Here is a 19,186-nt window from a genome sequence, read left to right on the forward strand (position 1 = left end):
GCCGGTGCAGGTGATCAACCCGCGCAATACCAGTAAGACGTGCCACCTCTGCGGGCACTGCGACACCGCGAACAGGCACAGTCAAGCACTGTTCCGGTGCCGCGGCTGCGGATGGGCCGGCCACGCCGACCATAACGCCGCCGCCAACATTGCCGCACTCGGACACAGCAATTATCGGGCCGCCCAATCAACCGTGCCTAAGGCAGCCACCCCTCTCACAGCCAGTGAGAACGTGAGCAGCAAACCCGCGTCCTTCAGGACCGGGTAGTTGATGAGCTAGCGGGTTTGTGCCTTCGCGGTGCGAGGTGACTGAGCTCGGCGATGATCTCGTCGTTCCAGACATGCTGTCGCACAAGGCGATACCTCTCGCGCGCCACCCACAGGTAGGCCTCGGCGTCGGTGTGATCGGGCAGCATCTCGGCCGCCCGCAGCATCCGGACCACCGGCAGGTACTCCTCACCGAACCAGCGCCGGGCTACGGTCTCCCGGCTGAGGAATTCGCCGACCTCCTGCATGAGCCGGAACCCCCAGGCCTCGACGCTCTGGCTGATCTCGGCGTACTCCCACGGATCGGTGACGACCACGGCCGCCCGCTGCGGCCCGCTCAACGGGACCCGCGTGAGGAACAGGCGGCGGTGGTCCTTGATCACGAGGTCGCCGCGCTGCGCGATCCCGTCCGGGGAGATCTTCGTCTGGATCTCGGTGACGTAGGCGTCGATCGTGCTCCAGTGCATCGCGTAGGCGATGGAGACGCGGTGGTGTCCGTCGCTGACGAAGTGCATCGACCCGATCCGGTACACCTGGATCGGGGGCACCGACTCGCCCCGGCGCTGCGCGGCGGCCAGCCGCTGCCAGCGCTCGCGCACCCGGGTGGACGTGGGCCGGAAGAACCGGTCGAAGTCGCGTGTGCGGTCGACGCTGCCGACGATGGAGTTGACGGGGATCACCTGCAGTCCGAGCGACCGTTCCCCGACCCGGCCGACGGCCGCGACCACCTCGTCGAACGGCAGGATCTCGTTGACGTCGTCCGGTTCGCGGCGCAGCCAGCTGACCAGCCGCGACAATTCGGCGCGGCGACGCTGGCGGGTGAAGTCGTTCTCCGCGTCGGCGGCGGGGAATCCGGTGTCACGTGCCATGCCGGCGCCTTACGATGCTCGGTTCGGCGCCGGGCGACAACTCCATCAGGGTGAATCCCACCGTGTTGATGACGGTCGTCGCGCCGAGCGTGCGGTCCTCGGCCGCCCGGCCGTACGGGTGCACGTGCCCGTGGATCATGACCCGGGCCTGCAACCTGCCCGCCAGGTTCTCGAAGCATTCGAAACCCCGGTGCGGCGGATCCTCCTGATCGCCGACTCCCCGCGGCGGGCTGTGCGTGAGCAGCACGTCGACGCCGGATACTCCGGAGCGGCGCGCGTGCCACGCGCTGGTCAGCGCCAGGTTGCGCGCCCGCCGCCGCTGCTGCCGCTCGGTCCACTGATTGGGGCCGTCGTTGTAGCGGATGGAACCGCCGAGTCCTGCGATGCGCAGGCCTGCGATCCGTACGATCCGGCCGTCCGCGTTGACCGCGCCGCATGGTCCCGGCCACGCCGAGGGCAGTCCCGCCCGCATCCACCCGACCCGTCCCGCGGAGTAGCCGGACAGGTCGGCGTCGTGGTTGCCCGGCACGAAGACGCACGGCGCGTCGAGGGCGTCGATCAGGTATTCCAGGTAGTCGAACGGGAGGTCGCCCGCACCGAGGATCAGGTCGACGTCCATGGCGCGCACCTGCGAACTCCACAACGACTCGATCGTCTCGTCGGACACTGCGAGTACCGAGACCATGCTCCGACGCTACCGGCTCGGGAGGCCGGAGGACGGGTGAGCGGGTTCGGTGGTTTGATGACGGGGTGACTGACAGCGTTGTGGCCTCCGTTCGCGCGCACCTGCTGGGGCAGATCGGGGGACCGGAACCGACTGCGGCGTCGGTGACGTTCCTGGGCGTCGAACCGCTGGACGTGCTGCGGTTCGCACCCGACGACGAGGATCTGGTCCGCTACGTGACCCTGGGGTGCTCGCGGCACCCGATGAGCGACCCCGGCGAACTGGTGGCCGACGCCCTCCGCGGCCCCCGCGCCGAACTGATCCTCACCCTGCGCGGCGGCGCCGGGGTGGCGTCGGGAGTCGCGCGCACCCTCGCGGTGCTGGCGGCGGCGCCGTCGGTGGAAGGTGTCGTCCTCGTCGAGGATGCGCTGCTCGACCTGGGGGAGCCGCTGTGGAAGGACGCACCGTTCACCGCAGTGCTGCTCGGTGAGTCGACGATCCCGGACCTGCCGCTGCCCGAACCCGCGGAGGCCGTGCGGTTCCTCTCGGTCGTGCCGCTCACCGGCACCGAGGCGGCGTGGGTCCGGTTGCGTGGCGCCGGCGCCCTGCGTGAGGCGTGGGCGGAGGCGGGCATCGACGTGCGCGATCCGCACCGCGGCGCCGCGTCGCTCTAGAGCCAGTTGTTCCGGCGGAACGTGACGAACAGGCCCACCGCCACCGACGCGATCACGAACACCACGCCGTGATAGCCGTACTGCCAGTGGAGTTCGGGCATGTTGTCGAAGTTCATGCCGTAGATGCCCGCGATCATCGTCGGCACGGCCGCGATGGCCACCCACGCCGAGATCTTGCGCATGTCGGTGTTCTGCTGCACGGCGACCTTCGCAAGCGCGGCATCGACGAGTGAGCTGAGCACCTCGTCGTATTCGGCGATCCGCTCGGCGACGGTGGTGTGGTGGTCGAGGACGTCGCGGAAGTAGCGGCGGATCTCCTTCGGCACCGGATTGCCCGGTGACCGCGTCAGCCGGAGCAACGGGTTGGACAGCGGGTTCACCGACTTGCGGAGTTCGACGATCTCCCGCTTGAGCAGGTAGATGTGTTCGACCGCGACGCTGCTGCGCGGACTGAACACCGCCTCCTCCATGCTGTCGACGTCCTCCTCGATGGCCTGGGTGACCTCGAGGTACGTGTCCACCACGTGGTCCGCGACCGCGTGCAGCACCGCGTACGGGCCGAGGGCGAGCCGCTCCCGGTTCGCCTCCAGCGCGTGCCGGACGTTCGACAGCGGGGAATGGTCACCGTGCCGCACGGTGATGACGAAGTTCGCGCCCACGAACACCATGATCTCGCCTGTCTCGACGATCTCGCTGGCAGTGGCCACCGACTCGTGCGGCACGTAGTTGACCGTCCGCAGCACCAGGAACAGAACGTCGTCGTAGCGTTCGAGCTTCGGCCGCTGGTGGGCGTGGACGGCGTCCTCGACCATCAACTCGTGCAACCCGAACGTCTCGGCCACGCTCTCCATCTGCCCCTCGTCGGGAGCCAGCAGCCCGACCCACACGAACCCCTGACCCTGCTTGCGGACCTCGGCCATCGCCGCCTGGTGCGTGTACTTGCCGGGAAGCCTCGTGCCGTCGACGTACACCCCGCAGTCCACGATGGCCCGCGCGGTCGGGATGCGGATCCTCGAACCCGGGTCCTTGTCGCCGTCGCGCTGATCCTTGTCGCTGCCGCGCCGGGGGAGCGAGGGCACAGACGGCACGGGGGCCCTCCTTCACCGTCGAGTCGGAAACGCTGCCGGTGAATCGTACGTCAGCACCGGGTCCGGGCCGGGCGGCGTCGCACGACACGCCAGGCTTCCGGGCCGCACGCTCGGACCCGGTGCGGCGACACCTGACAGACTGGTCTGGTGCTCATCGATCTCCACACCCATTCGACGGCCTCCGACGGAACCGACAGCCCGGCGGAACTGGTGCGCGCCGCGGGCGCGGCGGGACTCGACATCGTGGCGATCACCGATCACGACACCACCGCAGGGTGGGCCGAAGCGGTCGCGGCGCTGCCTGCGGGGCTCGCTCTGGTGCGGGGCATCGAGATGTCCTGCGAGGGGCGGGGGGAGGACGGACGCCCGGTCGCCGTGCACCTTCTCGCCTACCTGTTCGATCCCGCGCACGCGGCGTTCGCACGGGAACGGGAACGCCTCCGGAACGAGCGCATCGTCCGGATCCGCGCCATGGCGGAGCTGATGATGGAGGACGGCCTCCCCATCGACGCCGACGAGGTGCTCGCGGAAGCGGGACCGGCGGCCGGGCGCCCGCACCTGGCGAGGGCCCTCATGCGCGCAGGCGTGGTCGGCAGCGTCGGTGAGGCGTTCGTGGATCTGCTGGCCCCGCGCGGCCGGTACTTCGTCGACAAATCGGACACCCCGCTCGACGAGGCCGTGCAACTGGTGGCGGAGGCCGGGGGAGTGAGCGTCCTCGCCCACGGACGGGCCCGCACGAGGGGGCGGCTGCTGTCGCTCGATCACGTCCGTGACCTGGCGGGAGCCGGTCTGCACGGGCTCGAGGTGCATCACCCCGACCATTCGCCGGAAGACGCGCGGGTGCTGCAGGCCCTCGCCGACGAGCGCGGCTTGGTCGTCACCGGCTCCTCCGACTACCACGGGACGAACAAGGCCATCCGGCTCGGCGAGTTCACGACGGCTGCCGACGAGTTCGACACCCTCGTATCGAAAGCATCAGGGGTGCAGGTGGTCTCGGCATGAACACGCACGAGTCCGAGCGATACGGCCCCTACGGTCCCGCCCTCCCGAGGACGGTGGCGGCCACCGAACCGCGGCGCAGTCCGCTTCCAGTCCGCGCGCTGCGCGCCCTCAGCGGGGCCGTCGCCGCCGGTGTGGTGATCCTCTGCCTCGTCGTGATCGGCTCCGCCTACGTCGGCGGCGGCCGGGGCTTCCCGGGCCCCGGGGCGGTCTCGATCACCGCGCACGTGGTCGCGTCCGTGTTCGTGATCGTGGCGCAGCGGTTTGCGGACCGCCGCGACGGACTCGCCGCCGTGGTCGCGTCCGTGGCCGTCCTCGCTGCGGCGGCACTTCTGCTGGCCACCCAGTGGTGGGGTTGAGCAACGAACGTCCCGATAGGTGAAACCGGCTCTCACAGTGACCCGCCGGTAACTTGTTCTCACAGGTAGAGGCCCGAAAACGTGAGACATCTGACTGTCGTGGCAATTTGATTGTGCATCGATATTCGTGCCAGACTTAGCACCACTCCGACGTCGGCGCCACCGCCCTTCGGCGGGGGTTTTATGGCAGCGTTGCCAGGGGCTCACCCGCCCAGTGCCATGACGCTTCGGACGTTCTGCGGCCATCGTGATCGCGCACCCCGGAAGCTTCACCCCAGTTGTCGTTCGTGGAGTAACTGTGAGGATCAGCGCCGATCCCTACGGTTACTTCCCAGTAACCCGGCCCCGAGTGAGCCTGGACTTATCAGGAGTGTCATCGTGTCCATCGTGTCCGAACCCACCACACCGCAGAAGGTCGAACTGACCGACGAGGAGATCTTCGCCGGCCACATCGGGGGAAAGCTCTCGGTCGAGACCACCGCTCCCCTCGATTCGCAGCGCGCCCTGTCCATCGCCTACACGCCCGGTGTCGCGCAGGTGTCCCGCGCGATCGCCGCCGACGAGACCCTCGCCGACCGCTACACCTGGACCAACCGCCTCGTGGTCGTCGTCTCCGACGGCTCCGCGGTCCTCGGCCTCGGTGACATCGGCCCCCGCGCCTCCCTCCCCGTGATGGAAGGCAAGTCGGCCCTGTTCAAGAACTTCGCCGGCCTGAACTCGATCCCGCTGGTCCTCGACACCAAGGACCCCGACGAGATCGTCGAGACCCTGATCCGGCTGCGCCCGAGCTTCGGAGCCGTCAACCTCGAAGACATCTCCGCACCCCGCTGCTTCGAGATCGAAAAGCGCGTCATCGAGGCCCTCGACTGCCCGGTCATGCACGACGACCAGCACGGCACCGCCATCGTCGTCCTCGCCGCCCTCAAGGGCGCGGTCAAGGTCCAGGACCGCGACCTCCACGACCTGCGGGTCGTCATCTCCGGTGCCGGCGCCGCCGGCGTCGCCTGCGCGAACATCCTGCTCGCCGCGGGGATCGCGGACGTGACGGTGCTGGACTCGAAGGGCATCGTCTCGGCCGACCGCACCGACCTCAACGAGATCAAGGTCGACCTGGCCGCCCGCACCAACCCGGCCGCCCGCCGCGGCGGTGTCGTCGAAGCACTCGACGGTGCAGACGTGTTCCTCGGCGTGTCCGCGGGCACGGTCCCGGAGGAGCTCATCGCGACGATGGCGGAGAACTCCATCGTGTTCGCGCTGTCGAACCCGGACCCGGAGATCCACCCCGACGTCGCCCGCAAGCACGCGGCGATCGTCGCCACCGGGCGCTCGGACTTCCCGAACCAGATCAACAATGTGCTCGCCTTCCCCGGTGTGTTCAAGGGTGCGCTCGACGCCGGCGCCCGCCGCATCACCGAAGGCATGAAGCTCGCCGCCGCCGAGGCAATTCTCTCGGTCGTCGGTGACGAGCTGGCTGTAGACAAGATCGTTCCCAGCCCGCTCGATCCTCGCGTCGCCCCCGCTGTCGCGGAGGCAGTCGCCGCCGCTGCTCGCGCAGAAGGCGTCACCGACTAGCGAGAATCCGCCGAACACCCCGATCCGGAACCCGCACCCACGGTTCCGGTGTCGGGGTGTTCGCCGTTGTGGGGGAACTCTTTACGACGCGCGCTCCGCGATCTGCCCGGCGCTCGGGTTCCGCCGCAGGCGGCCGGTGCCCGGAACGGACGCCCACACCGCCAGCGCGAGCAAGCCGTCCACGACGAGAGCCAGAATCGTCACCAGCAGCGCGCCGACGAGCACCCGGTCGTATTGGCGCAGCGCCAGTCCGTCGAAGATGTAGCGGCCCAGGCCGCCGAGGTTGACGTACGCGGCGACCGTTGCGGTGGCGATGATCTGCAGGGTTGCATTGCGCAGTCCGCCGAGCATGAGCGGCAGCGCATTCGGGGCCTCGACCCGCGTGAGGACCTGCCATTCGGTCATCCCCATCGCGCGGGCGGCGTCCACGACCGTCCGGTCGACGTTCGCGACACCCGCATACGTGCCCGCGAGGACCGGCGGGATCCCGAGAATCACCAGGGCCAGGATCGGTGGGATCAGACCCAGCCCGAGCAGGAGCACCAGGAACGTCAGCAGGCCCAGCGTCGGCAGCGACCGCAGCGCGTTGACGAGACCGACGACGACCACGTCACCCTTGCGCAGATGCCCGATGATCAGGCCGATCGGCACCGCCACCACCGCGGACAGCGCGACCGCCAGAAAGCTGTACCAGAGGTGTTCGAGGATGCGGGCGCCGATTCCGGTGCTGCCCGACCAGTTGCCCGGGTCGACGATGTACTCCCAGGCGCCGCCGAAAATGTTCACGAAGCCTCCTCCGGCGCCGGGGCCGTCGATTGTCCCGCGACCAGCGGTGCGCGCCGGACCTTCTGCTGCCGGGTCCACGGCGTCAGTGCCCGGCCGACGAGGAACAGCAGCAGGTCGAATGCGAGGGCCAGCACGACGATCGAGATGATTCCCGCCAGGATCTGGTCGGGGTAGTCCCGCTGGTAGCCCTGCGTGAACAGGGTGCCGAGGCCGCCGATCCCGATCAGCGAACCCACCGACACCAGCGAGATGTTGGTCACCGCCACCACCCGGACGTTCGCGATGAGAACGGGCAGTGCGAGTGGCAATTCGACGGTCAGGGCCCGGCGGAGGCGCGTGAAACCCATCGCGGTGGCGGAGTCGACGACATCCGCGGGAACGGAGTCGAGAGCCTCCGGCACGGCGCGGATGAGCAGTGCGGTGGAGTAGATCGTCAGCGCGATCACCACATTGAGCGGGTCCAGGATCTGCAGTCCGAAGACGGAGGGGATCGTCACGAACAGCGCCAGCGACGGGATCGTGAACGCGATGCCCGCCACGATCAGCGTGATCTTCCGCAGCCAGGATGCACCCCGGATGGCCGTCCCCACCGGGACCGCGATGAGCAGCCCGATCAGCAGCGGAACCAGCGCGAGATAGAGATGGGTCTTCGTCAGGTCGACGACGACCGAGAAGTTGTCGATGAGCCAGCGCACGGGATCACGGCCCGTCCGGGGTCGCCTGCTGGGCAGTGAAGTAGTGCTCACCCCGCGCGCGGTCCTCGGCTGCCCGCTGCTCGGCCAGCTTCGCGATCACCTCGGAGCCGAGGACGCCGCCCGAGACCGCACCGTTCGCGTCGACGGCCACCCCGATGCCGGACGGCGAGGAGATCGCCGCGTCCAGCGCCTGCCGCAGGTCGGCGCCGGGAGTGAAGAGCGATCCGCCCGCCGCAGTGCACTCGGAGACGGGCCGGCCGGCCCGCGCGCCCTCGACGCCGGTGACGTCGATCCACCCCCGCGGCACGCCCGCGTCGGTGACGACGAGGACCCATTCACCCTGTTCGAGGCGCAGCCCGGGCAATTCGTCCTCGGTCGCCGTCCGCAGGGTGTGCAGCGGAACCTGATCCGCCGTCCGGAACGACAGCCCACGGTACCCGCGGTCGCGACCCACGAACGAGGCGACGAAATCGGTGGCGGGCGCCGACAGCACCGTGTCGGGTGCGTCGTACTGCTGCAACCGGCCGCCCGGACCGAAGACCGCCACCCGGTCGCCGAGTTTGACGGCCTCGTCGATGTCGTGGGTGACGAACACGATCGTCTTGCGCATCTCGGCCTGCAACCGCTGCATCTCGGCCTGCAGATCTTCGCGGACAACGGGATCGACGGCGCTGAACGGTTCGTCCATCAGCAGGATCGGCGGATCGGCGGCCAGCGCTCGGGCGACCCCGACGCGCTGTTGCTGGCCGCCGGAGAGCTGACCGGGATAGCGGGACGCCAGCGCCGGGTCGAGTCCGACGCGTTCGAGCACCGCCAGCGCGGCCTTGCGGGCGTTGCGCCTCGAGTCGCCGCGCAGCACCGGCACGGTCGCGACGTTGTCGACCACCGTGCGGTGCGGCAGCAGCCCTGCGCTCTGGATGACGTACCCGATGCCGAGGCGAAGCTTCACCGCGTCGGTCCGGGCTATGTTGCGGCCGTCGACCGTGATCGTGCCCGCGGTCGGGGTGATCATCCGGTTGATCATCCGCATCGACGTGGTCTTCCCACAACCGGACGGCCCCACGAAGACCGTGAACGATTCGGCCTCGATCTGCAGGTCGAGGCCGTCCACCGCCGTCGTGCCGTCCGGGTACTGCTTGGTGACTCCCGAGAACGTGATCACGTCAGGCTCCTCACGAGACCGGCTTGTCGAGCCCCTGGTCCGTCACCCACTGCTTCGCGGCCGCGGTCGGTTCGGTCTTGGCATCACCCGAGACGGAATTGTTGAGCGCGACAAGCTCTTCGGTGGTCAGCTTCGCGGACAGAGCGTCGAGGGCGCGGGTCAGCTTGTCGGAGGACTTGGTGGTGCGCACCACCGGGACGACATTCTGCGCCGCGAAGTTGTTCAGCGGGTCCGCGAGCACCACGAAACCGTTCTCTGCGATCGCCGGAGACGTGGTGAAGATGTCGGCGGCCGTGATCTGTCCCGACGCGAGAGCGTCCACCGTGGCCGGACCGCCGCCGTCGGCGATCGGCACGAAGTTGTCGGGCGTGATGTCGAGGCCGTACTTGGCCTTCAGGCCGGGCAGGCCACCGGGGCGTTCCTGGAATTCGGCCGGTGCGCCGAACTTCACCTCGTTCGAGTGCGCCGCCAGATCCGCGATCGAGGTGAGGTTCCAGCGCTCCGCCGTTTCCTTCGTGACGACGACGGCGTCCTTGTCCTCCGCGGGGGCCGGGGTCGTGATCGTCAGTTCCGAGCCCAGCGCGGCGGGCAGCGCCGCGTCGACGTCGGCTGCGCTGGTGGCGGTGGAAGCCGGGTCGAGATACTGCAGGAGGTTGCCCGTGTAATCGGGGATCACGTCGATCGACCCGTCCTTCAGCGCGGGAATGTACGCCTCGCGGGAGCCGATGTTGAACTTCGTCGTCACGTCGAACCCGTTGGCGCGGAGCACCTCGGTGTAGATGTTCGCGACCGTCTCCGATTCGGGGAAGTTCGCCGATCCCACGATGATCGCGTTCGGGTCGTCACCGGAGCCCTCGCCGCCACCGGACAGGGGGTCGGATCCGCCGCCACCGCACGCCGCGAGCGACACGACGGCGACCGTCGCGAGAGCGAGACCGCCCACGGAGCGGCGGGTGAAGCCCGACAGAATTCGTGAGGTGCGCATGAGCGTCCTTCCCGTTGTCACCGGCGCCGGACCTGCCGACCGAAAGCCGGTGGACGCGTGTCCGCGCCATCGGTTGGCCAGTGTAACGATAGGGGCGGACAGAGCACGGTTTTCGGCCGGCTCGAGGTGAACGAAAGGCGCGACGTGGCACACACACGCACAGACCAATCGGCCCGCCGCAGGCACCGCCCGGCGGCGTGGTCCCGCGCACTGACCGCCGCGTCCGCGCTGGTTCTCGCTGCGGGGCTGGCGTCGGGATGCGCAGGTGGCGACAGAACCCTCGACGGTTCCGCGGGGCAGGGGCCGGGCGAGATCGTGGTGGGTGCCGGCGACGGAGCGGAGAGCCGCATCCTGGCCGAAATCTATGCGGGTGCCCTGCGTTCGACGGGCGCTCAGGTCACCACCGACGGCGGCCTCGGTGACCGGACCGCCTATCTCGGGCAACTCGATGCCGGCAGCGTCACGCTGGTGCCGGAGTTCACCGGCCGGCTGCTGCGCTATTACGACCCCGAGTCGACGGAAACCGAGCAGGACGACGTATTCGAGGCGCTGAGCAGAGCTCTGCCACAGGGACTTTCGATCTCCGACTTCGCCGCCGCCGAGGACAGGTCGGCGCTGGCGGTGACTCCGCAGGCATCCGAACAGCTCGGTCTCACCACCCTCGACGAACTCGTTCCCTCGTGCGGAAGGAGCACCGCCGTCCTCGCCCCGGCCTTCGAGGCCGACGCTCTCGCAGGCCTCACCGGTTGCACGTTCGCGCAGACGCGGAGGGTGGCCGACGACGCCGCCGCGGTCGGTGAACTCGCCGTCCCGGCACCGGCGGGCGGATCGGTGGTGGGCGGGGTGACGACGGCGTCGCCCGACGTCGCGGACGCGGATCTGGTGCTGCTGTCCGACGACGAACACGTGTTCACCGCGCAGAACGTGGTGCCGCTGTTCCGGATCGGGACCCTGAGCGAAGCCCAGCTGAAGGCGCTGAACGTCGTGGCGGGTGAACTGACGACCGCGGACCTGGCCGACATGATCGGCCAGGTCCGCGGTGGTGCCGATTCAGCCGACGTGGCGCGGGTGTGGCTGGACGCTCATCTGTGAACCCAGGAACGCCCCGAGTTCCGCGACCGCGTCCGCGGCCTCGCGGACCAGGGACGCCTGCAGGTGGGCGACATGCCACAGCCGGGCGTATTCGGTGAGCGTGACGTCCACGTTCGACTCGTTCAGCTTGTCGACGAACTCCATGATCTGCGGGTAGAGCACCTCGTCCACCCCGACGTGGATCAACGTCGGCGGCAGTCCCGCCAGATTTCCCTGCAACGGTGCGTAACCCGGGTCCCGCGCGTCGCCGTTGCCCAGGTACTTCTCGGCGGCGTCGAACGACCACGCCGTGTTGACGACGAGATCCCGGTCCCGGGACGTGTCGCGCCTGCCGGGATCGACCCACGGGGAGATCAGCGCCAACGCCGCAGGGGTCACGCCGTGCCGGTCGATCAGGCGGCGTGCGGTGGCAACGGTCAGGCCGCCGCCAGCCGAATCGCCCGCGATGGCGAGTTGTTCTGTCTCGTAACCATGTTCGGTGTTCAGCTCGATGTACGCGGCGACCGCGTCCTCGAGCCCGGCCGGGAACGGATGTTCCGGAGCCAGCCGGTAGTCGAGGGTGTAGACGACGCTGCCCGATTCGCGGGCGATGTGAGCGGCCAGCGATCGGTGGGTGGCGAGCGAACCGATCGTGTACGCACCGCCGTGCAGGTAGAGGACGGCGGTCCGGCGTTCGGTGGCTCCCACCGTGATCCGCTCCGCGGGCCGCCCGGCCAGGACGGTCGGGCGCACGACGGCACCGGCGGGCACCTGCTGCAACGGAGCGCCCACATCGAGAAGGGTCCGCTGCACCGAGTGCGGAAGTCGTGCGTTGAGGCTGAGGCGGTAGAACGGCCGGAGGGCCGTCGCGACGACCGGAAGCGGTAGGTGGAAGCTCATCGGTACCTCAGTTCGACTTGGGGAGGACGCGTCCGGCGACGAACGCGACCACCCGCTGGTAGCTCGGCCCGACGAGCCGCACCCAGGCGTCGAGGAACTTGGCGTCGGCGCCGATCAGCACGCGCGCCTTGCCCTTACGGACACCGGTCACGATGGTCTCGGCCGCCGCCTCCGGAGTGGTGCGTGCCAGCTTCTGGTCGAAGAACTTCGCGAACGTGTCGAGGTCCTCGCCCGGTCCCGCGGTGGCGTTGCGGGCGATGGCCGTCTTGATGCCGCCGGGATGCACGCACGTCACCTTCACAGGGTGCTTGGCGATCAGCATCTCCTGGCGCAGCGACTCGGTGAAACCGCGCACCGCGAACTTCGCCGAGTTGTACGCGCTCTGGCCGGGCATGGACAGCAGGCCGAACAGGCTCGAGACGTTCACGACGTGGCCGTCGCCCGACGCGATGAGATGCGGCAGGAATGCCTTGGTGCCGTTGACGACTCCCCAGAAGTCCACATCCATGATCTTCTCGATGTCCTTGAACTCGGACTTCTCGAACTCACCGTGGTAGGCGATGCCGGCGTTGTTGTACACCTGGTTGATCTCGCCGAAGTGAGCCCGCACCTCGTCGGCGTACGCGAGCACCGCCTCGCGCTGGGTGACGTCCAGGTGATCGGACTTGACCTCGGCGCCCAGTGCCTCCGCCTGGCGGGCGGTCTCGGCGAGTCCGACCGTGTCCATGTCGGAGATCGCCAGCCGGGCACCGCGGCGCGCCAGGTCGAGGGCGAGCGCCCTGCCGATGCCGGAGCCGGCTCCGGTGATCACGACTACCTTGCCTGCGAACTCGCTCACTGTGCTGTCACCTTGTCGTCGTCGAGGTCGATCTGCGCCGGGATGGCGGCGGATCCGGGGGTCTTGCCGTTCACGTGCACGGGCGCAGGCAGATCGGCGGTGGCCACGCTGTCGTACGCGGTGAGATCGAAGCGCCTGGTCTCGTTCCGGAACTGGAACGTGAAGCCCGGCCACAGGGTGGTGTTGTTGCCGTGCTTGTCGAGGTACCAGCTCGCGCACCCGCCGTTGTTCCAGACGCTGTGCGACAGCTTCTCCTGGAGGTCTGCGTTGTACCGGTCCTGGGCGTCCTGACGGACCTCGATCTTGCCGATGCCGTACTTGTCGATCGTCTGCAGGGCGTCGACGAGGTAGTTGAGCTGCGACTCGATCATGAAGACCATCGAGGTGTGGCCCAGGCCCGTGTTCGGGCCGACCAGGAAGAACATGTTGGGAAAGTTCGCAATCGCGGCGCCCTTGTAGCCCTGCTGTCCGCCCTCGTCGAAGACCGCGGCCAGCGAGCGGCCGTCCTTGCCGAAGATGCCCTCGAACGTGGGGGAGTCGGTGACGTGGAAGCCGGTGGCGACGACGATGGCGTCGACCTCGCGGACGGTGCCGTCCTTCGAGATCACCGAGTTCGCCGTGACCTCGGCGATGCCGTCGGTGACCAGGTCGACGTTGTCCTGCGCGAGGGTGGGGTAGTAGTTGTTCGAGATGAGCATGCGCTTGCAGCCGATCTGGAAGTTCGGCGTCACCTTCTTGCGCAGAGCCTTGTCCTTGATCTGACGGCGCAGGTGACGCTCGGCCGCGAACTGCAGCGGCTTCATGAAGACGGGGGCCTTCGCGAGTCCGACGACCTGGCTCTCACGCATCCAGTAGATGCCGGTGCGGCACAGCTTCTGGAAGCCGGGGAGGTATTTGAACGCGGTGTGCTCGAGTGTCGTGTACTCGCGGTCCGCCCGGGGGAGGATCCACGGCGCCGTGCGCTGGTACACGTCGAGGTGCGACACCTTCTTGCCGATGGCGGGCACGATCTGGATGGCCGAGGCGCCGGTGCCGATGACGGCGACGCGCTTGCCCGTCAGGTCGGCGTCGTGGTTCCAGCGGGCGGAGTGGAAGATCTCGCCCTCGAAGTCTTCGATGCCCTTGATGTCGGGGAGGGACGGCTCGCACAGTGCGCCGACCGCGGAGACGACCACCTTCGCGACGAAGTTCCCCTTGGTGGTGGTGACCTCCCAGCGAGTGGTCGACTCGTTCCAGTGGGCGGACTGCACGTCACAGCCGAAGAGGTGCTTGTCGCGCACCTTGTACTTGTCCGCCACCGACTCGATGTACTTCTGGATCTCGGGCTGCGTCGAGAACGACCGGGTCCACTCCGGGTTCAGCGCGAACGAGTACGAGTACAGGTGCGAGGGCACGTCGCACGCCGCACCCGGGTAGGTGTTGTCTCTCCAGGTACCACCGACCTCGTTGCCGCGTTCGAGCACGAGGAAGTCGGTCTTGCCTGCCTGGGTCAGCTTGATCGCCGCGCCGAGGCCGGCGAACCCGCTGCCGATGATCAGTGTGTCGACGTGGCGGACACCTGCGGTGGGGGCGTAAGTATCTGTGACGGGGAGACTCATGTAAGAAACCATAGGGCGCTATTGAGGGGTAGTCAATAGCCTATTGACCTTCATTCAGTAGTCTTGTCTCATGGACGTTGTGAAGCGGACCCGTCTCAGCCCCGAACAGCGGCGCGCGCAACTGATCGACCTCGGCGCCAAGATGCTGGCGCAGCGCCCCCTGGAGCAGATCTCCGTCGAGGACATCGCAGATCAGGCCGGTGTTTCCCGCGGCCTGCTGTTCCACTACTTCGCGTCGAAGCACGACTTCCACCTCGAGATCGTGCGGCACACCAGCAGCGAGATGCTCGCCCGCACCGCCCCCGACCCGTACGTCGAGGAAGCGCGCGATCCGATGCAGATCCTGCGCTCGGTGCTCGCGTCGTACGTCGACTACGTCACCGAGAACCGGGGCACGTACGTCTCGCTCCTGCGGGGAACGGCAAGTGGGGACCCGGACATGCGGGCAGTCTTCGAGCAGACCCGCGCCGTGATGTCCGAACGCACCCTCGAACAACTGCCCGCGATCGGCATCGAGCCCACCCGCGCGGTCGACCTCGCCGTCCGGGGCTGGATCGCCTACGTCGAGGAAGTCACGATCACCTGGCTGCGCGACCCGCACCTGACCCGCGAAGAACTGATCGAACTCAACGTCCAGGCCCTGCCCGCGCTGGCCATCTCCGCCGCACCCGAGATCGCCGCCGCGCTCGTGTCGGCCACCACGACCTGACACCCCCTAGTGCCCCGACGCCGAGGCGGAGGCAGAAACCACGAAGCCGGGTCGAATCCACTCCGCGGAGTGAACTCGACCCGGCTCAATGGCAGATCAGTCAATCAAACGCTCAGCTGTTCAGCCGAAGGCTTCAGCCGTTTCACGCTCTTCAGCCGAAGGCTTCATCGATGATCTCTTGCTGTTCCACAGCGTGCACCTTGCTCGAACCCGAGGACGGTGCCGACATCGAACGACGCGAGATGCGCTTGATTCCGGACAGCTTGTCGGGCAGCAACTCGGGCAGAGCGAGACCGAAGAACGGCCACGCGCCCTGGTTCGCCGGCTCCTCCTGAACCCACCGGAACTCGGTGGCGTTCGGGTAGCGGTCCAGCGTCTCGCGGAGACGACGGCTCGGAACCGGGTACAGCTGCTCGATGCGGACGATCGCGATGTCCTCGCGGTTGTCCTTCTGCTTCTTCGCCAGCAACTCCCAGTACAGCTTGCCGCTGACGAGCAGGACACGGCGAACCTTGTCGCGTTCGCCGTCGCCCGTCTCGTACGTCGGCTCCTCGAACACCGACCGGAACTTGCCGGTGGTGAAGTCCTCGACATCGGAGACCGCGGCCTTGTTGCGCAGCATCGACTTCGGCGTGAAGACGACCAGCGGGCGGCGGATTCCGTCGAGCGAGTGACGACGCAGCAGGTGGAAGTAGCTGGCCGGGGTGGACGGCACGGCCACGGTCATCGAACCCTCGGCGCACAACTGCAGGAAGCGCTCGATACGACCGGACGTGTGGTCGGGACCCTGACCCTCGTGGCCGTGCGGCAGCAGCAGCACGACGTCGGACAGCTGGCCCCACTTGGCCTCACCGGACGAGATGAACTCGTCGATGATCGACTGCGCACCGTTGACGAAGTCACCGAACTGCGCCTCCCACAGCACGAGCGCGTCCGGGTTGCCCACGGAGTAGCCGTACTCGAAGCCGACGGCGGCGAACTCGCTGAGCGCGGAGTCGTAGACCAGGAACTTGCCGGGGTTCTCGCTGCCGAGGTTCTGCAGCGGGATGTACTCGGCGCCCGTCTTGCGGTCGATGAGGACCGAGTGACGCTGCGTGAACGTGCCGCGCTTCGAGTCCTGGCCGGACAGGCGAACCATCTTGCCCTGGTCGACCAGCGAACCGAACGCGAGCAGCTCGGCGAAGGCCCAGTCGATCTTGCCCTCACGGGACATCTCGCGGCGCTTGTCGATGACCGGCTTGACGCGCGGGTGCACGGTGAAGCCCTCGGGCACATTGACGAACGCGTCGCCGATCCGCTCGAGCACCGACTCGTCGACCGACGTCTTCAGCTTCGTGGGCAGCACCTGGTCGAGCTCGACCGACTCACTGGGCTCCGGCGTGTACTTCTCGAGTTCGCGAACCTCGTTGAACACCCGCTCCAGCTGACCCTGGTAGTCGCGCAGGGCGTCTTCGGCTTCCTTCAGCGAGATGTCGCCGCGGCCGATCAGGGATTCGGTGTAGCTCTTGCGGACGCTGCGCTTGGTGTCGATCACGTCGTACATCGCCGGCTGCGTCATCGACGGGTCGTCGCCCTCGTTGTGACCGCGACGGCGGTAGCAGATCATGTCGATGACGACGTCCTTCTGGAACTTCTCCCGGAAGTCGACAGCGAGCTGGGCGACCCAGACACATGCCTCGGGGTCGTCGCCGTTCACGTGGAAGATCGGCGCGCCGATCATCTTCGCGACGTCGGTGCAGTACTCCGACGAACGGGAGTGCTCCGGGGCGGTGGTGAAACCGACCTGGTTGTTGACCACGATGTGCACGGTGCCGCCGGTGCGGTATCCGCGCAGCAGCGCCAGGTTCAACGTCTCGGCCACGACACCCTGACCGGCGAACGCGGCGTCGCCGTGCAGCATCAGCGGCAGGACGGTGAAGCCGTCCTCACCCTTGTCGAGGATGTCCTGCTTCGCGCGGACCAAGCCCTCGAGGACCGGGTCGACAGCCTCGAGGTGCGACGGGTTGGCCGTCAGCGACACGGTGATGTCGTTGTCACCGAACATCTGGATGTACGTGCCCTCGGCACCGAGGTGGTACTTCACGTCGCCGGAGCCGTGCGCGGCCGCCGGGTTCATGTTGCCCTCGAACTCCGTGAAGATCTTCGAGTACGGCTTGCCGACGATGTTCGCGAGTACGTTGAGGCGACCGCGGTGCGGCATGCCGATGACGACCTCGTCGAGCTGGTGCTCGGCGGCCTGGTCGATGACGGCGTCCATCATCGGGATGACGGACTCGGCGCCCTCGAGCGAGAAGCGCTTCTGGCCGACGTACTTGGTCTGCAGGAACGTCTCGAAGGCCTCGGCGGCGTTGAGCTTGCTCAGGATGTACTTCTGCTGAGCGACCGTGGGCTTGACGTGGTGCGCCTCGACCCGGTCCTGCAGCCACTGCTGCTGCTCCGGCTCCAGGATGTGCGTGTACTCGACACCGACGTGGCGGCAGTACGCGTCGCGCAGCACGCTGAGCACGTCGCGCAGCTTCATCTTCTCCTGGGCGTGGAATCCGCCGACCTTGAACTCGCGGTCGAGGTCCCACAGCGTCAGGTCGTGCGTCGTGACGTCCAGGTCGGGGTGGCTCTTGAACTTGTCCTTGACGAACTGCAACGGGTCCGTGTCGGCCATCAGGTGGCCGCGGTTGCGGTACGCCGCGATCAGTTCGAGGACGCGGGTGTTCTTGTCGACCGCGCCTTCGGAGACGTCCTGGCGCCAGCGGACCGGCTCGTACGGAATGTGCAGCGAGTGGAAGATCTCGTCGTAGAACTCGTCGCTGATCAGCAGCTTGTGGATGGTCCGAAGGAAGTCGCCGGACTCCGCGCCCTGGATGATGCGGTGGTCGTACGTCGAGGTCAGCGTCATGAGCTTGCCGACGCCCATCTCGGCGATCTTCTCGTCGCTGGAACCCTGGAACTCCGCCGGGTATTCCATGGCGCCGGCACCGATGATGGCGCCCTGGCCGTTCATCAGGCGCGGCACGGAGTGCACGGTGCCGATGCCGCCGGGGTTGGTGAGCGAGATCGTGACACCCGAGAAGTCCTCGGCGGTGAGCTTGCCGTCACGCGCGCGCCGGACGATGTCCTCGTAGGCGCTGTAGAACTGCGTGAAGTTGTGGGTGTCGGTGTTCTTGATCGCGGCGACGACGAGGGATCGGTTGCCGTCCTTGCCCGGCAGGTCGATGGCCAGGCCGAGGTTGGTGTGTGCGGGGGTGACCGCGTTGGGCTTGCCGTCGATCTCGGCGAAGTGCCGGTTCATGTTCGGGAACGCCTTGACCGCCTGCACGATCGCGTACCCCAGCAGGTGCGTGAACGAGATCTTGCCGCCGCGGGTACGGGCGAGGTGGTTGTTGATGACGATCCGGTTGTCGAACATCAGCTTCGCAGGGATGGCGCGAACACTGGTGGCGGTCGGAATGGCCAGCGAGGCCGACATGTTCTTCGCGACGGCAGCAGCTGCGCCGCGGAGAACCTTCGACTCGTCGGCGGCCGGCGCGGGGGCAGACGCCTTCGCGTCCTTCGCCGGGGCGTCCTTTGCGGGTGCGGCCTTCTTGGGGGCCTCGGTCTTCGGGGCGGCAGCCTTCGGAGCTGCACCGTTGGGTGCAGTCTTGGCTGCGGCACCGTTGGCCGGCTTGGTCTGAGGCTTGGGTGCGGTCGCGGACTCGGAAACAGGGGGAGTCGAAGCCTTGGCGGAGGGAGCGGCAGCAGGTGCGGCGGTGGTGGTGCCGTTCGTGCCGTGTCCGTTGGCTGCGCCTGCCTTGGCGGCGGCTGCGTCGGGAGAGTAATCCGTCAGGAATTCGTGCCAACTCGCGTCCACGGACGACGGATCGTCCTGGAAGCGCTGGTACATTTCGTCAACCAGCCACTGGTTCTGTCCGAACTGGGATGTAGAGCTGCTGCTCACGGCAGGTGTTCGCCTCGTT

General features: G+C 67.9%; 18 protein-coding genes. 7 read left to right on the forward strand and 11 right to left on the reverse strand.

Going from position 1 to position 19,186, the window contains the following annotated elements; genetic code table 11:
* Nucleotides 1–268: zinc ribbon domain-containing protein (locus MLGJGCBP_RS22890; RefSeq protein ID WP_160098236.1), on the forward strand; the 268-nt coding region annotated here is incomplete at its 5' end.
* On the opposite strand, the gene MLGJGCBP_RS22895 is transcribed toward MLGJGCBP_RS22890, so the two are convergent.
* On the reverse strand, nt 255–1,136 hold the full coding sequence (locus MLGJGCBP_RS22895) for a chromosome partitioning protein ParB (protein WP_087558981.1): 882 nt from the start codon (nt 1,134–1,136) through the stop codon (nt 255–257). The genes MLGJGCBP_RS22890 and MLGJGCBP_RS22895 overlap by 14 nt on opposite strands.
* Complete coding sequence (locus MLGJGCBP_RS22900) at nt 1,126–1,821, reverse strand: metallophosphoesterase family protein (protein ID WP_015889788.1); 696 nt, start codon at nt 1,819–1,821, stop codon at nt 1,126–1,128. The genes MLGJGCBP_RS22895 and MLGJGCBP_RS22900 overlap by 11 nt, the downstream gene beginning before the upstream one ends.
* Nucleotides 1,822–1,886: 65 nt before the next feature.
* On the opposite strand from MLGJGCBP_RS22900, the gene MLGJGCBP_RS22905 reads away from it, so the two are divergent.
* Complete coding sequence (locus tag MLGJGCBP_RS22905) at nt 1,887–2,474, forward strand: suppressor of fused domain protein (RefSeq protein WP_179220281.1); 588 nt, start codon at nt 1,887–1,889, stop codon at nt 2,472–2,474.
* Here MLGJGCBP_RS22905 and corA read toward each other — a convergent pair.
* The gene (corA, locus tag MLGJGCBP_RS22910; protein WP_124392232.1) at nt 2,471–3,562 is read right to left on the reverse strand and encodes a magnesium/cobalt transporter CorA; all 1,092 of its coding nucleotides are present in this window, start codon (nt 3,560–3,562) and stop codon (nt 2,471–2,473) included. The genes MLGJGCBP_RS22905 and corA overlap by 4 nt on opposite strands.
* A 147-nt stretch (nt 3,563–3,709) precedes the next feature.
* Between corA and MLGJGCBP_RS22915 the strand changes: the two genes are divergently transcribed.
* The 3 genes from MLGJGCBP_RS22915 to MLGJGCBP_RS22925 all read left to right on the forward strand — a co-directional run bounded on the left by MLGJGCBP_RS22915 (nt 3,710) and on the right by MLGJGCBP_RS22925 (nt 6,492).
* The gene (locus MLGJGCBP_RS22915; protein WP_160098238.1) at nt 3,710–4,564 is read left to right on the forward strand and encodes a PHP domain-containing protein; all 855 of its coding nucleotides are present in this window, start codon (nt 3,710–3,712) and stop codon (nt 4,562–4,564) included.
* Nucleotides 4,561–4,920 carry a hypothetical protein gene (locus MLGJGCBP_RS22920; RefSeq protein WP_160098240.1) on the forward strand — a complete coding sequence of 120 codons (360 nt, stop codon included), beginning with the start codon at nt 4,561–4,563 and terminating at the stop codon, nt 4,918–4,920. Before MLGJGCBP_RS22915 ends, MLGJGCBP_RS22920 begins: the two co-directional genes overlap by 4 nt.
* A 378-nt stretch (nt 4,921–5,298) precedes the next feature.
* A complete protein-coding gene (locus tag MLGJGCBP_RS22925) occupies nt 5,299–6,492 on the forward strand; it encodes an NAD(P)-dependent malic enzyme (RefSeq protein WP_160098242.1) in 1,194 nt (397 codons plus the stop codon).
* A gap of 81 nt (nt 6,493–6,573) precedes the next feature.
* On the opposite strand, the gene MLGJGCBP_RS22930 is transcribed toward MLGJGCBP_RS22925, so the two are convergent.
* Genes MLGJGCBP_RS22930 through MLGJGCBP_RS22945 form a run of 4 tightly spaced genes read right to left on the reverse strand, consistent with a single transcriptional unit; the run spans nt 6,574 to nt 10,120 of the window.
* On the reverse strand, nt 6,574–7,278 hold the full coding sequence (locus MLGJGCBP_RS22930) for an ABC transporter permease (RefSeq protein WP_160098244.1): 705 nt from the start codon (nt 7,276–7,278) through the stop codon (nt 6,574–6,576).
* Nucleotides 7,275–7,973, reverse strand: coding sequence for an ABC transporter permease (locus MLGJGCBP_RS22935; RefSeq protein ID WP_160098340.1), 699 nt, complete (start codon nt 7,971–7,973; stop codon nt 7,275–7,277). Before MLGJGCBP_RS22935 ends, MLGJGCBP_RS22930 begins: the two co-directional genes overlap by 4 nt.
* Nucleotides 7,974–7,977: 4 nt before the next feature.
* Nucleotides 7,978–9,135, reverse strand: coding sequence for an ABC transporter ATP-binding protein (locus MLGJGCBP_RS22940; RefSeq protein WP_160098246.1), 1,158 nt, complete (start codon nt 9,133–9,135; stop codon nt 7,978–7,980).
* Between the two features lie 10 nt (nt 9,136–9,145).
* A complete protein-coding gene (locus MLGJGCBP_RS22945; RefSeq protein WP_160098248.1) occupies nt 9,146–10,120 on the reverse strand; it encodes an ABC transporter substrate-binding protein in 975 nt (324 codons plus the stop codon).
* Nucleotides 10,121–10,264: 144 nt separating this feature from the next.
* Here MLGJGCBP_RS22945 and MLGJGCBP_RS22950 point away from each other — a divergent pair, with 144 nt between their 5' ends.
* Complete coding sequence (locus MLGJGCBP_RS22950) at nt 10,265–11,212, forward strand: ABC transporter substrate-binding protein (protein WP_160098250.1); 948 nt, start codon at nt 10,265–10,267, stop codon at nt 11,210–11,212.
* Here the strand turns inward: MLGJGCBP_RS22950 and MLGJGCBP_RS22955 are convergent.
* From MLGJGCBP_RS22955 to MLGJGCBP_RS22965, 3 genes are read right to left on the reverse strand one after another with little or no spacing between them, the layout of a single operon-like run.
* The gene (locus MLGJGCBP_RS22955) at nt 11,171–12,091 is read right to left on the reverse strand and encodes an alpha/beta hydrolase (RefSeq protein ID WP_160098252.1); all 921 of its coding nucleotides are present in this window, start codon (nt 12,089–12,091) and stop codon (nt 11,171–11,173) included. The two genes, MLGJGCBP_RS22950 and MLGJGCBP_RS22955, sit on opposite strands and share 42 nt — an antisense overlap.
* 7 nt (nt 12,092–12,098) lie before the next feature.
* On the reverse strand, nt 12,099–12,929 hold the full coding sequence (locus MLGJGCBP_RS22960) for an SDR family NAD(P)-dependent oxidoreductase (RefSeq protein ID WP_160098254.1): 831 nt from the start codon (nt 12,927–12,929) through the stop codon (nt 12,099–12,101).
* Entirely contained in the window at nt 12,926–14,527 is a 1,602-nt protein-coding gene (locus MLGJGCBP_RS22965) for a flavin-containing monooxygenase (RefSeq protein WP_160098256.1), read from the reverse strand. Before MLGJGCBP_RS22965 ends, MLGJGCBP_RS22960 begins: the two co-directional genes overlap by 4 nt.
* Nucleotides 14,528–14,597: 70 nt before the next feature.
* Here MLGJGCBP_RS22965 and MLGJGCBP_RS22970 point away from each other — a divergent pair, with 70 nt between their 5' ends.
* Nucleotides 14,598–15,236, forward strand: coding sequence for a TetR/AcrR family transcriptional regulator (locus tag MLGJGCBP_RS22970; RefSeq protein ID WP_160098258.1), 639 nt, complete (start codon nt 14,598–14,600; stop codon nt 15,234–15,236).
* Nucleotides 15,237–15,387: 151 nt separating this feature from the next.
* Here the strand turns inward: MLGJGCBP_RS22970 and MLGJGCBP_RS22980 are convergent, their stop codons facing one another.
* Nucleotides 15,388–19,167 carry a multifunctional oxoglutarate decarboxylase/oxoglutarate dehydrogenase thiamine pyrophosphate-binding subunit/dihydrolipoyllysine-residue succinyltransferase subunit gene (locus MLGJGCBP_RS22980; protein WP_087558967.1) on the reverse strand — a complete coding sequence of 1,260 codons (3,780 nt, stop codon included), beginning with the start codon at nt 19,165–19,167 and terminating at the stop codon, nt 15,388–15,390.
* Nucleotides 19,168–19,186 lie beyond the last annotated feature (19 nt).

This window comes from Rhodococcus sp. T7, assembly GCF_009872365.1.
In the GTDB taxonomy this organism is placed as follows: domain Bacteria; phylum Actinomycetota; class Actinomycetes; order Mycobacteriales; family Mycobacteriaceae; genus Rhodococcus_F.

What these genes read in the sequence shown, in the direction of transcription:
- MLGJGCBP_RS22900 (WP_015889788.1), bottom strand. Translation starts at nt 1,821, where the DNA reads ATGGTCTCGGTACTCGCAGTGTCCGACGAGACGATCGAGTCGTTGTGG.
- MLGJGCBP_RS22965 (WP_160098256.1), bottom strand. Translation starts at nt 14,527, where the DNA reads ATGAGTCTCCCCGTCACAGATACTTACGCCCCCACCGCAGGTGTCCGC.
- MLGJGCBP_RS22945 (WP_160098248.1), bottom strand. Translation starts at nt 10,120, where the DNA reads ATGCGCACCTCACGAATTCTGTCGGGCTTCACCCGCCGCTCCGTGGGC.
- MLGJGCBP_RS22895 (WP_087558981.1), bottom strand. Translation starts at nt 1,136, where the DNA reads ATGGCACGTGACACCGGATTCCCCGCCGCCGACGCGGAGAACGACTTC.
- MLGJGCBP_RS22955 (WP_160098252.1), bottom strand. Translation starts at nt 12,091, where the DNA reads ATGAGCTTCCACCTACCGCTTCCGGTCGTCGCGACGGCCCTCCGGCCG.
- MLGJGCBP_RS22920 (WP_160098240.1), top strand. Translation starts at nt 4,561, where the DNA reads ATGAACACGCACGAGTCCGAGCGATACGGCCCCTACGGTCCCGCCCTC.
- MLGJGCBP_RS22970 (WP_160098258.1), top strand. Translation starts at nt 14,598, where the DNA reads ATGGACGTTGTGAAGCGGACCCGTCTCAGCCCCGAACAGCGGCGCGCG.